Source organism: Bartonella sp. AC62GZZY (genome assembly GCF_042196525.1).
In the GTDB taxonomy this organism is placed as follows: domain Bacteria; phylum Pseudomonadota; class Alphaproteobacteria; order Rhizobiales; family Rhizobiaceae; genus Bartonella.
This window is the reverse complement of record NZ_JBHIQN010000001.1, coordinates 244,284-259,614: the sequence shown is the minus strand read 5'-3', so window position 1 is coordinate 259,614 and position 15,331 is coordinate 244,284. Positions and strand designations below refer to the sequence as shown.

14 protein-coding genes and 1 tRNA gene are annotated in these 15,331 nt (G+C 33.6%); 3 read left to right on the top strand and 12 right to left on the bottom strand.

The features are described from left to right. Positions 1-118 precede the first annotated feature (118 nt). From ACFIML_RS01180 to ACFIML_RS01170, 3 genes are all read right to left on the bottom strand, one after another. Entirely contained in the window at positions 119-475 is a 357-nt protein-coding gene (locus ACFIML_RS01180) for a hypothetical protein (protein ID WP_375686526.1), read from the bottom strand. After that, on the bottom strand, positions 453-797 hold the full coding sequence (locus ACFIML_RS01175; RefSeq protein ID WP_375606866.1) for a hypothetical protein: 345 nt from the start codon (positions 795-797) through the stop codon (positions 453-455). Before ACFIML_RS01175 ends, ACFIML_RS01180 begins: the two co-directional genes overlap by 23 nt. Positions 798-1,257: 460 nt before the next feature. After that, a complete protein-coding gene (locus tag ACFIML_RS01170) occupies positions 1,258-2,484 on the bottom strand; it encodes a UbiH/UbiF family hydroxylase (protein WP_375610362.1) in 1,227 nt (408 codons plus the stop codon). Between the two features lie 185 nt (positions 2,485-2,669). Between ACFIML_RS01170 and pcsA the strand changes: the two genes are divergently transcribed. From pcsA to ACFIML_RS01155, 3 genes are read left to right on the top strand one after another with little or no spacing between them, the layout of a single operon-like run. After that, positions 2,670-3,482, top strand: coding sequence for a phosphatidylcholine synthase (gene pcsA / locus ACFIML_RS01165; RefSeq protein ID WP_375609478.1), 813 nt, complete (start codon positions 2,670-2,672; stop codon positions 3,480-3,482). 26 nt (positions 3,483-3,508) lie between these two features. Next, positions 3,509-4,555, top strand: a complete 1,047-nt coding sequence (locus ACFIML_RS01160; RefSeq protein WP_375687184.1) for an enoyl-CoA hydratase/isomerase family protein — start codon at positions 3,509-3,511, stop codon at positions 4,553-4,555. Next, positions 4,552-4,965 (top strand): DUF6163 family protein, encoded by a 414-nt coding sequence (locus ACFIML_RS01155; protein WP_375606870.1) that lies wholly within the window; start codon positions 4,552-4,554, stop codon positions 4,963-4,965. Before ACFIML_RS01160 ends, ACFIML_RS01155 begins: the two co-directional genes overlap by 4 nt. A 290-nt stretch (positions 4,966-5,255) precedes the next feature. On the opposite strand, the gene ACFIML_RS01150 is transcribed toward ACFIML_RS01155, so the two are convergent. The 9 genes from ACFIML_RS01150 to ACFIML_RS01110 form a co-directional block, all read right to left on the bottom strand. Then, positions 5,256-5,615 (bottom strand): hypothetical protein, encoded by a 360-nt coding sequence (locus ACFIML_RS01150; RefSeq protein ID WP_375606871.1) that lies wholly within the window; start codon positions 5,613-5,615, stop codon positions 5,256-5,258. A 109-nt stretch (positions 5,616-5,724) separates the two neighbouring features. After that, positions 5,725-6,534 (bottom strand): MBL fold metallo-hydrolase, encoded by an 810-nt coding sequence (locus ACFIML_RS01145; RefSeq protein ID WP_375687182.1) that lies wholly within the window; start codon positions 6,532-6,534, stop codon positions 5,725-5,727. 10 nt (positions 6,535-6,544) lie between these two features. Next, the gene (locus tag ACFIML_RS01140; protein WP_375606873.1) at positions 6,545-7,318 is read right to left on the bottom strand and encodes a TatD family hydrolase; all 774 of its coding nucleotides are present in this window, start codon (positions 7,316-7,318) and stop codon (positions 6,545-6,547) included. Continuing rightward, complete coding sequence (gene metG / locus ACFIML_RS01135) at positions 7,308-8,867, bottom strand: methionine--tRNA ligase (RefSeq protein WP_375687180.1); 1,560 nt, start codon at positions 8,865-8,867, stop codon at positions 7,308-7,310. The genes ACFIML_RS01140 and metG overlap by 11 nt, the downstream gene beginning before the upstream one ends. Before the next feature lie 76 nt (positions 8,868-8,943). Next, complete coding sequence (locus tag ACFIML_RS01130; protein ID WP_375687178.1) at positions 8,944-9,987, bottom strand: DNA polymerase III subunit delta'; 1,044 nt, start codon at positions 9,985-9,987, stop codon at positions 8,944-8,946. Further along, on the bottom strand, positions 9,984-10,628 hold the full coding sequence (gene tmk, locus ACFIML_RS01125) for a dTMP kinase (protein ID WP_375614595.1): 645 nt from the start codon (positions 10,626-10,628) through the stop codon (positions 9,984-9,986). The genes ACFIML_RS01130 and tmk overlap by 4 nt, the downstream gene beginning before the upstream one ends. 28 nt (positions 10,629-10,656) lie before the next feature. After that, positions 10,657-11,820 (bottom strand): D-alanyl-D-alanine carboxypeptidase family protein, encoded by a 1,164-nt coding sequence (locus ACFIML_RS01120; protein WP_375687176.1) that lies wholly within the window; start codon positions 11,818-11,820, stop codon positions 10,657-10,659. 1,085 nt (positions 11,821-12,905) lie between these two features. Then, positions 12,906-13,805 carry a septal ring lytic transglycosylase RlpA family protein gene (locus tag ACFIML_RS01115; RefSeq protein ID WP_375606878.1) on the bottom strand — a complete coding sequence of 300 codons (900 nt, stop codon included), beginning with the start codon at positions 13,803-13,805 and terminating at the stop codon, positions 12,906-12,908. A gap of 529 nt (positions 13,806-14,334) precedes the next feature. Next, positions 14,335-14,410 (bottom strand) — tRNA-Lys (locus ACFIML_RS01110). Positions 14,411-15,331: the final 921 nt, after the last annotated feature.

Genomic DNA, 15,331 nt, shown 5'->3' with positions numbered 1-15,331 from the left:
AATTCTAGTAAATTAGCTATTATTTCATTTATAATATGATGATCGTTTCATCAAAAAAAATAACATATAATTTGTTGATGATTTAATTGTTTTTCATAGAAAAAATGACGAGGAGTTTCTATTTATTATGAAATTTATAAGAGAAAGAATTATTATGATTCGTATAAATTTCCCATAAAATACAGCATATACCGACACTCCCTCCCATTCCTGATCCTATCAGTGCTCCTATTATTATTCCGGAAGAAAGTGCTACTCTTATACCCATTGCAATAATTGGACCAAATCCTGGAAGAGCAATATAACCATAAGCTGCAAGAGTTGCTGCGATTGCTCCTGATAGGCTACCATTTAAACCGCCAATAAAAGCAAATTCTTTAATAGAATGGCGGCACTTTTTTAATTTTTTTTTCTTACGGCTGTAAAAAGAAACGTTGCTGTAAATTTTAAAATCAATCATATTCTTTTCTCTCATTTTGAATGCTAACTGTTCCTGAATAGTCAACGGATACGAAAAAATGGGACTTTTTAAATTTTACCAAAGCACGCCAGATACCATTGTCATCTAAGCGTAATCGTTTAATATTCTCAAAACCATTTTGCATAAGACAATTTTTAACTTGTGAAGCAGTAAATGAGTTCTGACCTATTTTAGTGACCTTTTGAGTAGAGCTATAGGTAAAGGCTTGACAATAAGGAAGGTGAAAAACTTCACTTATTGAAGTCGTGACTATCAACGAGACACATGCAATCATTATAAAAAAAGTACTTAATTTCAAAAAATTATTTAGTGTCATCTTATTACCATTTGTTGAAACAACACTTCATTAACCTCTGTGTTACTAACAGGTTCCAAAGATGATTTTATTTTTAATATTATAATTAACAATAAAAAGTTTTGAAAATATATTGATTAAATAAAACTGTTTTTTATTTTTCATTTTCTTTATAGTTCTAAATTTAACAGCTATGATTTAGCAAGATATATTTATTATTTAATTTGTAGTATATAATTCAGTTTTCTCTTATTTCATATCAATATACTAATATATATAATAATTATTTAATAAAAAATAGATGTATAGTTATATTAATTATACATATTATTATTACAAATAAATTAAATAAATATAATTAATTATTTTAATATAATTTGTTAATTCTTAGAAAGAACAAAAATATATTTTTACATCAGTAATAGATATGATTAAAAATGCAATTTATTATTTTTTATTTTACGTTATTATCCATTATTGCTTAGTAGAGTTGTTTAGATGATTTTGTTGGAAATATTTGCATAATTTCCTTGAATCCATAACCGGGATACATTCCTTCGCGCATAAATAAATTACGTAATGGCGGGAAACTATGTAACAAACCAAGCCCAATGCTTCGTATGATATGAACAGGCAACATATGAGAAAGTAGAGCAGAGTTCAGTGTATGAACAGCTCCACTTCGGATTAATATATCTGGTTTGCGGCATTTGTTATAATGTGCAACAATCATTTCAGTGTTAGAGTTGGATATTTTATTGGGTAAAATATCAATTAAAGTTTGGACATCACGCAATCCTAAATTCAATCCCTGTGCTCCAATAGGGGGGAAAACATGAGCGGCTTCACCGACTAAAATTGTTCGGTTAGCAGCAAAATGATGAGAAAGAAGTCCGAAAAGCGGCCATGCTTGAATTGATGTTTCTAAGCTTAGCTTTCCAAGCATTGATTGCATTTTGTTTTCGATCATTTTTGCAATTGTTTTTGGTTCTATATTCAATAATTCTTCAGCAAGGGAAGGATGAACAACCCATACAAGACTAGATCTTCGTCCTGGTAGTGGAACCTGTGTAAATGGACCGTGTTCTGTATGAAATTCAGTTGATGTATTTTGATGAGAAAACTCATGAGAAAAGTTGAGAACAAGTGCTTTTTGTGGATAATTCCACTGTTTGACACTTATCCCTGCTGCGGCACGTGTAAGAGAGTGACGCCCATCGGCTGCAACAACAAGTGGTGTTTGAATGACTCTACAATCAGCAAGAGTAATACATACATGGTTTTTTGTATGATGAACAGATTTGGCTGCAGAAACAAATCTTGTAATATTAGGCGTATGTGTAACAGCATCGACTAAAGCACTGTTTAATTTTACATTAGGTATATTATAGCCAAAAGCTTTTTCACCAATTTCAGCAGAAGAAAAATGTACCGTAGGAGCATGCACAATTCTAGAAGTTATATCTATAATTCTCATGGACGATAAAGCAGCTGCATGTTTTTGAAGATTATCCCAAATATTGAGTTTTTGAAGCATGCGTATTGCAGGCATCATAAGAGCAGTTGTTCGTAACTCATCTGTATGAGCAGGGGGCCCAACAAGAAAAACAGAAAGCCCCTCATGTGCAAGACTCAGCGCAGCTAACATTCCGACAGGACCTGCACCAATAACAGCAATATCTTTATGCTCGTTTTTTTCAAAGATCACAACTGTTCGAACCTTTCTCCATTGAGAAAATATTTTAACATTTCCAAATGATCACTCTCTTTTTATTATATGAAGCTCTTCTATTATTATAGTATGTAATAAATAATGCGATATAAAAAAGTAACCTTTTTATGATTTTTTAAAATGTTGAGTTATATCATCGGTAAAAAATGGCGTATTGATAGATGATTGAAGACTTTAAAAACGAGGATAAGAAAACCTTGAAACGTAAACTAACAAAGAAAATCAAAACAAATGCTAAATTATTACGCCATAAAAAAGTAACAATGCCACAAGCAAAGGCCTTTTCCGTTCATTTACTAACAGCTTCGGGATCATTTTTAGCGTTTCTTTCTCTTATATCAGCCTCTCAAAAAGAATGGACAGCTATGTTCTGTTGGCTTGGGCTTGCCCTTCTCGTTGATGGTATAGATGGACCAATTGCACGCAAACTTGATGTTAAATACGTTCTTCCAACATGGTCTGGAGAGCTGTTAGATAATATTATTGATTACGTGACTTATGTCTTAATTCCTGCCTTTGCACTCTATCAAAGTGGTTTTATGGGGGTAGGGTTATCATTTTCATTGAGTGCAATCATTGTTATTTCATCTGCTATTTATTATGCAGATACTAGTATGAAAACCAAAGAAAACTTTTTTAAAGGATTTCCTGTTGTTTGGAATATGATGATTTTTACGCTTTTTGTCGTCAGGCCAGGAGAGTGGATTACTTTTATCATTATTGTTTTATCGGCGATTATATCTTTTTTGCCAATTTATTTTATTCATCCAGTAAGAGTCCTTCGTTTACGTAGAGTTAATTTTCCCATTTTTCTCTTATGGTGTGTTTTTGGTGTTTCTGCCTTCTTTTATCAACTAGAGGCTCCGTATTGGGTTAAAATAGGAATTTCGGTGACAGGAATTTATATATATTGTATTGGTGCAATCATGCAAATATTTCCTCAACTTGGGGGGGGGAATATAAAAAAACAATGAAATAGTTGTTTTTAAAAGGGTGTAAGATGCAAATTGACTTTGGAGCAGGTGATGATATTTCTTTTACGAAAGAAGGATGTGCTGGTATTATAAAGCTCACGCGTCCTTCAGCATTAAACGCTCTTAATCAACGAATGGTTTCAGCTTTAAGAAAAGCTCTCAGAACATGGGAAACAGATGACAATGTTTCTTGTGTCTTAATTGAAGGGGAGGGTCGTGCTTTTTGTGCTGGTGGAGATGTTGTGGAAATCCATCATATGGGGAAAAGTGCCTCTGCTTGTCAATACTTTAGGGATGAATATAGCTTAAATGCTTATATCAAACATTTTTCAAAACCCTACATTTCTTTCTTAAACGGTATTTGGATGGGGGGAGGGGTAGGTATTTCTCTCTATGGTTCGCATCGAATTGTTACAGAAAATACAGTTTTTGCTATGCCAGAAGGTGCGATTGGGTTTTTCCCAGATGTAGGTGCAAGTTTTTTCTTACCATCTCTTCCCAATCATTTTGGCATCTATCTTGCATTAACGGGCGCACGCATAAAGTGGGGAGATTGCTTAAATTTAGGATTAGCAACACATGCAGTTTCTGAAATTGAATTCGATAGGGTTAGAAAAGCTGTTATTGAGCAAGGAGATCCCACTTTAGCTTTAAACCAGCGAGCAATTACAAAAGATTATGAAACGAGTCATGAGATACGTTGTATTATTAACAGTTGTTTTAGTGCCCACAGCTTAGAAGAATGTCTTGAGTTGCTACATAAAAAAAGCAATGAAGATGTTTTATTTGCTAAAGAATGTTATGATATTTTGCAGTCACGTTCTCCGACAAGTTTAAAAGTTATTTGGAAACAAATGAAACAAAATTCATCTCAAACGTTGGAAGACTGTATGAAAATTGAAAACCGCATAGCGCATCATATGATTCATTCACATGATTTTTATGAAGGTATACGTGCTATGTTAATCGATAAGGATAAAAGACCTCAATGGCAGCCAGATAAACTTTCAAATGTGACAGATGAAATGGTAGATTCTTACTTCCAACCTGTTGAACAAGAGTTATTATTGTGAAAAATAATTCACACAAACAGATTTCAAAAATCAATTTAATCTATAACTGTTACTTACGGTTTTTGGCACTTATTTGCTTAGTTCTAGGTATTTTTTATTGGATACGCCTTGTGGGGGTCTTTCCAGGTGTTTTATGGCGTTTTGACCTTATGCCTTGGCAGTGGCAATTTGCATCAGCTATATTGGCTATTCTCTATCCTATTGCTTTAATTGGTCTTTGGATGTATTCACTATGGGGCATTATTTTATGGTGTGTTGCCGCATTGATTGAAACAATAGCAATATATTATTCCGATTTTATTTATCAGCCTTTTGTACCATTGTTTCATGGAATATTATTTTTAGCTTTTATTATCTTACAAATTATGATGATTTTTTTAAAAAGAGTAAAAAATAAAAAACCATTATGAAAAGTCATCAAAAAGTTTTTTAAGTAATAAGTAAAAGATATTCACCTCAATTATCAAACTTCTATTCTTATATATTAAAATACGCCCTTTCTAAAAAAGTTCCATAATATATATTATGCGATAACATGATACAGAAGATAAATCCTTTATCCCAAAAGAAAACCCTACTTTAAAACATCATCATATTTATATCATACAATTTACTTTTAAAATAAAATTTGGTCTTTAAAGTATATTCCTTAAAGACCAAAAATAGTGATAATAAAATTACATATAATAAATAAAAAAAATTACTGTACTATTTTACAACGTTTCATACGTGCAAGATCACTTAAAACAGCATTACGATTATTTAAAGCCGAAATTTCATTGCTTTCACTGGATTTAGGATCCATAAAAAACAGAGCAGGTAAAAATACAACACCTGCCGCTGCTAAAGCTACATTTTTATTTCTTGCTGTAGAACGCTCTCTAATTGTATCATTAATCTGTCGTTTATTAGCAAAAAACTCCCGTTGAATATCGGTGCAACTCATTGATCCATCATGTAATGTTGTCGTTGCAATATTTTTTTCTAAACGCCCCCCACATGCTGTTAAGGAAACTGCTAAAACGGCAATACATACACCCCGCTTAAAATTCTTATACATAAAAACCTCATTTTAAACATAAAAAAGTGACATTTATGTCAAAAATAAAACAAAATAAAGGATAATCTTCAAAAAATTTTATTTAACGTAAAATATTGTATGAATAAACTTATGCAGTTGTTTCGAAAGTAAGGCCCTGATACGCAGGCTTTACAGAGGATGGAACGTAATTTACGACTGCATTATAATCCAGCGATCTATCCATATGTGTGAGTATTGCTTGTTTTGGCTTTAAATATTTTATCCATTGTAATGCTTGATCAACAGAAAAATGACTTGGGTGAGGTTTAAATTGAAGGGCTTCAATGATGAGAACATCCAAACCCATTAATTTTGATAATGTTTTTTCAGGAAACTCACTAACATCTGTACAATAGGCAACATTTCCGATACGGAAACCTAAAGAATGAATATTTCCATGGTGTTGTAAATGCGTATTAACGCTTATTGCTCCACCCTCCCCTTGAATAATAAATTGGCTATCTTCATTGATAAGATGCTCTTTTAAAATAGGAGAATAAGATGAATCTTTTGGTGTTTGAAAACAATATCCGAAAGCATTTTTGAGATGTTCTAGTGTAAATCTGTCAGCATAGATATCTATTAAACATTTTTGTGCAAGTGCATAGCTGCGTAAATCATCAATACCGTGGATATGATCTGCATGAGAATGTGTGTAAAGAGCAGCATCAAGATGGTCCACATGCGCTTCAATCATTTGTGAGCGAAAATCCGGCCCCGTATCAATAACGATTGTTGTTTTTTTCCCTGATGGTTTAATGCGTTCAACTAATAAAGAACTTCTGTAGCGTTTATTTTTAGGATTATTCGGATCACATATTCCCCAATCACCATTAGGTCTTGGCACTCCTGGAGAAGGACCACACCCTAATATTGTAAATCGGTATTGATCACACATAGCTTTTGCCTTATTTCATTTTGCTAAATAAACGAAAAGCATTACGGGTTGTTATTTGAGCTGTTTCTTCAATGCTTAAACCAATTGTTTCAGCCAAAACAGCTGCTGTATAGCATACAAAAGATGGTTCATTTGTTTTCCCCCGATGAGGGGTAGGTGCTAAAAATGGTGCATCTGTTTCCACCAACAAATGTTCATGGGGCACAATTTTTGCTATTTCACGGATTTCAAGAGCGTTTTTAAAAGTAAGAATACCTGAAAAAGAAATATAACCACCAAGCTCAATTCCAGCACGAGCAAGTTGCATTCCAGATGAATAACAGTGAAGGATAAAGGGAAAAGCTCCTTCTTTTATCTGTTTGCGCAATATTTTTTCCATATCGATATCGGCATTGCGTGAATGGATAACAAGAGGAATCTGTGTTTCTCTAGAAGCGATGATATGTTCTTGAAAAACTTTCTTTTGTTCTTCTGGTGTAGAGTAATCATAATGATAATCAAGCCCCCCTTCCCCAAACGCAACAATTTTAGGATGATTCGAGAGCTGTATAAGCTCTTCCGCTGTAATATTTTGTTCTTCATGCGCATGATTGGGGTGTGTTCCAACGGAACAAAAGACTTGATCATAGCTTTGCGCAATAGCTAACAGCTTATCTAACTTATGAACATGGGTTGAAATTGTTATCATACGTTTAACGTTAGCATCTAAAGCCCGTTGGATAACATTATCCAAATCTTGTGAAAAATCTTCAAAATCAAGATGACAATGTGTATCAATCAACATGATGAGTATCTTCTTTCTTCAAGATATAACGAGGAAAAATTGGTTCTGGTGGTGGAAGATCAAGTCCTTCTTGAATTTTCGCATGGCTTATATGATACAAAAACCGATCATCTTCAGCAATCGCAAGGCTATCAAGAAGTTTTGCTGCTGATTGAGGTATGAAAGGCAAAAGCATTATTCCTATTCGCCGCAAGATTTCTACAGTTATATAAAGAACTGTAGAAAACCGATCTCGATCATTTTTACGTAAACTCCAAGGTTGTTCGTTGGCAAAATAGCGATTGGCATCTGCTACAATTGAAAAAATAGCTGAAAGGGCTAAATGCATACTATGAGAAGACATTGCTTGATGTACAGTTTCCAGCACCTGAAGAGATTGTTCTAAAAGCTGTTTATCTTGAACTAAGAATGAAGTTGGTTTTGGGACTTGTGCATTACAATTTTTGGCAATCATAGATAAAGAGCGCTGTGCCAAATTACCAAGATCATTAGCAAGATCAGCATTAATACGGTTCACTAAACTCTCATGGCTATAACTACCATCTTGTCCAAATGGCACTTCACGGAGAAGAAAATAACGGACCTGATCAAGACCGTAATGATCAACCATTTCAAAAGGATCAACGACATTTCCAATAGATTTTGACATTTTTGCACCACGATTAAGTAAAAAACCATGTGCAAAAATATTCTTAGGCAAATCAATTCCAGCAGACATTAAAAATGCTGGCCAATAGACTGCATGGAAACGAATAATATCCTTACCAATAATATGCGTATTTGCAGGCCAAAAATCACGTTTTGTTGAATTTTCATTGAAAAAACCAATTGCTGATAGATAATTTGTAAGTGCATCAACCCAAACATACATTACGTGCTTTGGATTATCAGGAACAGCAACGCCCCAATTAAAACTTGTGCGTGAAATAGAGATATCTTTTAAACCCGATTTGATAAAACTTATAATTTCATTTCGCCGCTCAAGTGGAGCAATAAAATCAGGATGTTTTTCATAATATTCAAGAAGAGCCTTTTCATAACGAGAAAGCCTAAAAAAATAACTTTCTTCTTCATTCCATTCAACTGGAGAGCCTAATTCCTTCTCGCGACGGATATTGTCTTGTCCAACTTCCGTATCTTTCTCTTCATAATAGGCTTCTTGGCGAATCGAATACCACCCCGTATAACGGCCGAGATAAATATCACCATTTGCTTCCATCTTTTTCCAAATTTCTTGACACGCTTGATAATGGCGTTCTTCTGTCGTACGGATAAAATCATCATTAGAACAATTTAATACTGCAAGCATTTTTTGAAATACCGCACTATTACGATCTGCAAGTTGCTGAGGTGTCATGCCTAATGCAGCTGCGGTTTGTTGCATCTTGAGACCATGCTCATCTGTACCAGAAAGAAAAAATACATTTTTCCCGTTTAACCGTTGAAAGCGGGCTAAAACATCGCTTGCAATGGCACTATAAGCATGTCCAATATGTGGAGCACCATTAGGATAAAAAATGGGAGTTGTTATGTAATATGTGTCACGCATGTCATACTCGTTGTAAAACGCTATAAATAGAAGATATTATGACATAGCGTTTGTTCATCGCATTGTCACGGAAAAACTAATTCTCATGAATGATCTTATGAACTTTAAAAAGTAAGTTAATAACAAACTGCTTTTTATCGAGATTAAACAGTTGTATTTCCTCTATTTCTTGATGAATCTCCTGCCATTTTCCCGCATATTTTTTTGAGAGAAATAAGTCTCCCTTTTCAACGAGCATGATAGCTTTTTTTTGAATTTTATTAAGAATTTCATCACAAAATTGTTGAAATTGGAATGTAGAAGAAACAGATGAAAATGTTTGTGCAAGAGTATGTACAATCGTTGCGTTACAAACAGGTTTCTCTAGGAAAGCATCAATTGTTTTAATAATTTCAAGACCGCCATGGCAAATAAGTAAAGCGGCTTTTCGAGGGCTTCCTTTAGATTTTTTAATAATCATTTCAATTGTTTTTTCATCAGGTAAATCCTGATCGGCGAAAATATGTATAATAACTTTTTTCATTTCATCGTTATTCAACGGACGAAAAGAAATTTTTTGACACCGTGAATGGATTGTTGGAAGCAATTTTCCTGAAGAATGTGCGATAATAACAAATAACGTTTTTGTAGGTGGTTCTTCAAGTATTTTGAGAATTGCATTTGCTGCATTTCTATTCATATCATCTGCAGAATCAATAATAACAATACGCCATCCATTATCTTGCGATGTTCGACTTAAAAAATGCATAATATCACGGATATCATCAACGAGTATTCCTGTTTTAAACTTTTGCGTTTTCACATCAAATCGACGTGAAATATACAAAAGACCAGGGTGACTTCCTTGTGTAATTTGGCGCCATGGGGTAGAATAAGGATCGGGTTTCAGGAAAGAACTCTGTTGAAAACTTAAAATATTCCAAGCAAGATGAAAGGCTAATGTAGCCTTTCCAATCCCATATTCTCCTTCAAATAATAATGCATGATGCAAACGCTCTTCTTTAAGCATTTGTGTCAAAAAATGACGAACATCCTCATGACCAAAGAGAACATTGTTCTGGGATGGTGATAAAATTGTATCAATATCATCATATTGGCGTAAGGTATTTACATTACTCATGAAAGCTGCTCCAACAATACCTGATGACAAATATTTTTTATTTGATGAGCAATGGCTTCCACTGAGCCAGTGGCATCAATGACTCGAAATCTATGGGGTTCCCGTTTGGCCAATTGAAGAAAAGCCTGACGCCTTTGTTCTTGAATTTCCAACTGATCTTTTTCAAAATAATCAATTTCTTCTGTTTTTTTTCTTCGCAAATTTGCACGCTTCATACCACACACTGCTGGCATATCTAATAAAAATGTTAAATGAGGCAAAATACCATTGAGCGCAATACACTCTAAAACAGAAAGAAGAGAAGAACTGACGGTATCATTGAGGCCTTGATAAACGCGTGTAGAATCAATAAAGCGGTCACATAAAACGATTTTACCTTTTTGCAAAGAAGGTGCGATAACCTCAGTAACATGGTCGACACGTGCCGCTGTAAACAAAACAGCTTCAATCAATGGTCCATATTGTTGTATCTTCCCTGACAATAAAATATGTCGGATTGCTTCTGCTCCTGCCGTTCCTCCTGGTTCTCGTGTTGTAACAACATCATAACCTTTGTGAGAGAGATACTCAGCAAGCAAAGAAATCTGTACTGTTTTTCCTACTCCTTCCCCTCCTTCGAATGTAATAAAATAACCTGACACGTATGACCTTAACCTTATTAGCGCGTAACTATAAATATTTCCGTAACCATCCAATTGTGATTTCATAGAATGCATTTTTTACTTTTGCAAAGAAACTTCCTTCCTGAACATTCATTCCGGCAAAAACTGGTTTTTCCAGAAGAACCTTTTTATCTTCTAAAATTTGAATAACGCCAACTGATTGCCCAGAAACGATGGGGGCTTTCAATGGACCAAGATATTTAATTTTTGCTTTAACATTTACTTTTTTTTCATTCGAAAGCATAAAACTTATTGGTGTTTTAACAATGAGTGGAACAAAATTTTGCTTACCACCATAAACAGGAGCACGACCAACCGTTTCTTCTCTTGTGAAAATCGTTTTGAGATCAAATGCCGTCATTCCCCATTGAAGAATGCGTTCTATTTCTTTTGTATATTTTTTTCTATCTTGCAAACCATTGATTGCTAAAAAAAGACGTTGATGATTTTTAGAAATGGTGGCAACCATTGAAAAACCTTCTTTTTTACTGTAGCCAAAACCAAATCCTTCTATACCAATTTCCTTAGAAATAAGAGGGTTTTTGTTACGTTGAAAAATATTATTCCACGTAAAATGAGGTTCACGATAAAGTGCATAATAATCTGGATATTCCTGAGTAATGTAACGTGCTAATATAATCATATCACGCACTGTTACAAATTGTCCCTCTTCGGGAAGCCCTGTTGCATTAACAAAATGACTCTGAGATAATCCAATCATTTTAGCGCGCTGATTCATCAACTTTGCGAAATGAGCTTCATCTCCTGATATGCCTTCAGCAAGAATAATAGCAGCATCATTTCCATTGACAATAATTAAACCACGCAACAGATCATAAACACTGATTTCTGTTTTTATCTTTGCAAACATAGTGGTTGTACCAGAAGGTGCTCCACCCTTGCGCCAAGCATTTTCACTGACCTTAAATTTCTGCGTACTTTTTAATAATCCTTTTTTTAATTGATGAAATACAACTTCTGCTGTCATCAATTTTACTAATGAAGCAGGGAAAAAAGGAATAGCACTTTGTTTTTCATAGAGTACTGTCTCTGTATCATCATCGAGTAATAACAATTGGGATGCGGGAGTTTGAAAATCTTGCGCTCTCCCCCATGTATCAAATGCCAATACTCCCCATAATATTAATAAGATCCTTAATACTGTATACATAGCCGCTCCTCCCATCTAAAAATCAGCATAAAGAATTTACTATATAGGAAAAAACTTTTTGATTGCTGCAAATTGAGGAATTATTTACAACTCACAAAAAGATTTTATTTTCATTTAGCTTTAGAAAAAAATAATATGACACGCTTTTTATCTTCCATGTAGGTTCAGTTTAATTTTAAAGTATGAGAGACAAAATATTTTTTCCTATTTTTATTGATAGTATTTTGATTTGTTATGATAAATTATAATCTTTTAACGTGGATTTGATTCAAAATACTGTAAGATTCTCTCATCCCCTCCTCTCATATTAAATTCAATAAAATCACTTGCTTACGCGTCATAAGCAGGGTTCGTATATGGATAAAAATTATTAAAAAAGAGAGTAAAATACTTCTTATCAACCTCTCAAGTGTTAAGAATTATCGCACAAAACATTGGGGCTTGCAAAGTCTATGACGTTGTCGGTTTATATCTTCATAAGTGTGAAGATGGTGATATCTAAAGGCGTTACAGTTATGCCATTCACAGGCGCTGTCGTAAAATAGGCTTGTAGCGTGTTGAAATATATCTCTTTTAAATAAGTCCATGAATTGGCAATGTAAGTGTATTTTGTTTGAGACGCTCTGTTTTTCGTGAGGGAACTTACTCCATTAAAGAACATGATAAACAAAAGCATGAGATAATGCATAATCTTTTCATAGGATATTACCGTAGATACTTTAGAAAGATGCAAGGCCGAATCAAAAGAAAATATTTTTTTACTTGTTAAGCTTTTTATTCTTCTCAAATCGATTGTACAGTTGTTTTAGAGATTACACAAACAGACTGACACAATAATCTACCTTCATCTAGCAAAAGCTATTACAGCAAGAAAAGTACACGCTTTATTAAGCAAGCAATATCATAAAACGACGAAAATACTAGCAATGGAGTGGAAAGGCCCGTACTGAATTTATAATAATAGCACCCAACCACGCTTTTTGAAAAGGACAACGCGCCTTAAGATGAAACCCCTACACTAAATCCGTAAGTTCTTATCTTTTTTACTAGAAAATTATATTGATAAAAAATCAACGCATTTTTTCTTAAAACAGTTGTAGCCAATTGACCTTTGTTTTTTTGTTTAGCTTATTTATAGAAGCAACTTGATCGAATGGCATCGGCTTATCAACCATGATAGGACCAATTTCCGGCAATTTAACTGCAACAGTTTTATTACGTTGTTCCTGTTCAACAGCAGCTGCTTTAGCTAATTCTTTTTTGTTCCCTATATTGCGCTGCTCTTTTAACAAAACAGTTTCTCTTTTTTTCGAAACATTCTCCGACGCTAATGAATATGACACGGCGTTTCCTGGAGTATAAGAGGCCATTAAATATGCACCATCATAATAGCCAATGGGTGCTTCAGCGATATATTCCACCTTAACATCTGCTACTCCCTTATCGACATAACCAAGTATTGTCGCAGCTTGCCTTGATAAATCAATGATTCTGTCTTTCATAAAAGGTCCGCGATCATTCACTCTAACAACGATTGAAGATCCATTTCTCAAATTAGTAACACGAGCATAGCTAGGTAAAGGCATTGTAGGATGAGCGGCAGTCAAAAGATTCATGTCATAAATTTCACCATTAGCTGTTAATCGTCCATGAAAGTCTGAACCATACCATGATGCCTCACCAACACGTTTATAAGTTGGATCATTTTGAGGATAATACCACTTTCCTTTTATTTGATAAGGTTTACCAACAATCGCTCGTCCACGCTTTTTTTCTTCCGATTGATTTTTCTTATTGGAGACTTGTTGAGGTAGTACAGAAGTGTTTACGTTAATTGGTTTATTATGATAGGAATCTTTTATTGAAAAATTCATAGTTTGGCTTGCACAACAAGATACCAGTGACTGAGAAATGACAATCATAGAAAACAATTGAAGTGTTGGTTTAATCATAAAAGTAATTTTCTTTTTTCTATTTGAAGGCATCTATTCAGTCCACTTATTTCTGTTAAGTAATACTGTAAAAACCACATCACGCTTTTTGTACGCAACGGAAGAATTTACGTTTTTTAATGATTCCCCTCGCGTATATACCACTCTTAAATTGGCTTCTTTTACCAAGAAATTAACGTATTGTTAACTTTTTTATGGTTTTCATACGAAATAAATGTACTATAGTAGATGTTAAAAAGATTAAAAGTTAAATAAATCAACATCTTATAGAAAATTCATTTCATAATATTAAAGTGTGAATAAGTGGTGATTTTAGCAACTGTTTTGCGAATCATGTAATGTATTGAGTATTAAAAAACCACCTATGGATTGAGAAAATTAGAAACTATATGTGCTGCCAACGCAGGTACAACCCTATCCGTAAGCTTAAAGCTCTTTTTTGTTGGGAAGGAGACAGCATAGCATCGCTCTATTCCAAAACAGCTGATAGAAAATGACAGACTATAGAATCAAAACAAAAAAGATTCTTAAATTTTTATAGCCTATTGATATTACTTAAATTTGGTGAGCGCGCAGGGATTCGAACCCTGGACCTACTGATTAAAAGTCAGTTGCTCTACCAGCTGAGCTACGCGCTCCCACACAAGCTATCTAGTTTGCATACTATGTAGTTTGCAGAAAGTGAAGGGAACATACGGTTGACTTTCCATTTGGTCAACACCTTTTGGAAAAAATATTATTATTTTCTGCAGTTATCAATAATTTTCCGTTTTCGCTCCTTTACTTCATCATTGTATAAGTACTTTTTAATCTTCTTTTTGAAGTTTCAATAAAGGAAAAATTTCACTGCAAAATATTGCATAGATTCGAAGCGTTAAAATTATGAGAAATCCCCCCTTCCCCTCACATGGGTTGTTGAGCATAATGGGTAGAGAAGAAAAATACCTTTTATTATAATATTATTTTTATATTTTAGTGTTCAATTTTCAAATATGAATACAGATTTATAAGATAATATATTGATTTATAATAATTTATCATTTTTTACTTGAGTGAAAATTCTCAAATACTGTAAATTTTTCTCATTTCAAATCTTTTTTATATTGAAACAATAAAAAGCATTTGCTCGACCAATAAAAGTGAGGGAATAAAACTATATAAAAAAAGAAATGAAAATGATACTTATGCCTTCTTTCAATAACTAAAAATTATCGAAACATTAAGGGGATAGCAAAATAGTATGATAGTGTTAGCACGTTTGATATAAAAATGCGGCAATCCAATAGATTTTATATTATTCATCACAAAATCTTGATGAAAGCAAGCACATTGAGAGATACTTTTTTAAACAAATGTACCAATGAGCGACAATAGCATTCTAGAGGGATGACTTTTATTCATGCACAATGGCTATATAATGAAAGCCAATTTATTCTATAAAATAAAGCAGACATAATAATGCAAAATGATTCTCGATACACCTTGAGTGATCAGTTCTATTATTGACAATAATGTTTTCTAATTCACTTTTTATATCAGAAATTACAAGATACGTATAT

Coding starts and splice junctions, on each gene's coding strand:
- ACFIML_RS01180 (WP_375686526.1), bottom strand. CDS start 475: ATGAGAGAAAAGAATATGATTGATTTTAAAATTTACAGCAACGTTTCT.
- ACFIML_RS01160 (WP_375687184.1), top strand. CDS start 3,509: ATGCAAATTGACTTTGGAGCAGGTGATGATATTTCTTTTACGAAAGAA.
- ACFIML_RS01130 (WP_375687178.1), bottom strand. CDS start 9,987: ATGAGTAATGTAAATACCTTACGCCAATATGATGATATTGATACAATT.
- ACFIML_RS01150 (WP_375606871.1), bottom strand. CDS start 5,615: ATGTATAAGAATTTTAAGCGGGGTGTATGTATTGCCGTTTTAGCAGTT.
- ACFIML_RS01115 (WP_375606878.1), bottom strand. CDS start 13,805: ATGCCTTCAAATAGAAAAAAGAAAATTACTTTTATGATTAAACCAACA.
- pcsA (WP_375609478.1), top strand. CDS start 2,670: ATGATTGAAGACTTTAAAAACGAGGATAAGAAAACCTTGAAACGTAAA.
- ACFIML_RS01175 (WP_375606866.1), bottom strand. CDS start 797: ATGACACTAAATAATTTTTTGAAATTAAGTACTTTTTTTATAATGATT.
- ACFIML_RS01140 (WP_375606873.1), bottom strand. CDS start 7,318: ATGTTGATTGATACACATTGTCATCTTGATTTTGAAGATTTTTCACAA.
- ACFIML_RS01145 (WP_375687182.1), bottom strand. CDS start 6,534: ATGTGTGATCAATACCGATTTACAATATTAGGGTGTGGTCCTTCTCCA.
- metG (WP_375687180.1), bottom strand. CDS start 8,867: ATGCGTGACACATATTACATAACAACTCCCATTTTTTATCCTAATGGT.
- ACFIML_RS01120 (WP_375687176.1), bottom strand. CDS start 11,820: ATGTATACAGTATTAAGGATCTTATTAATATTATGGGGAGTATTGGCA.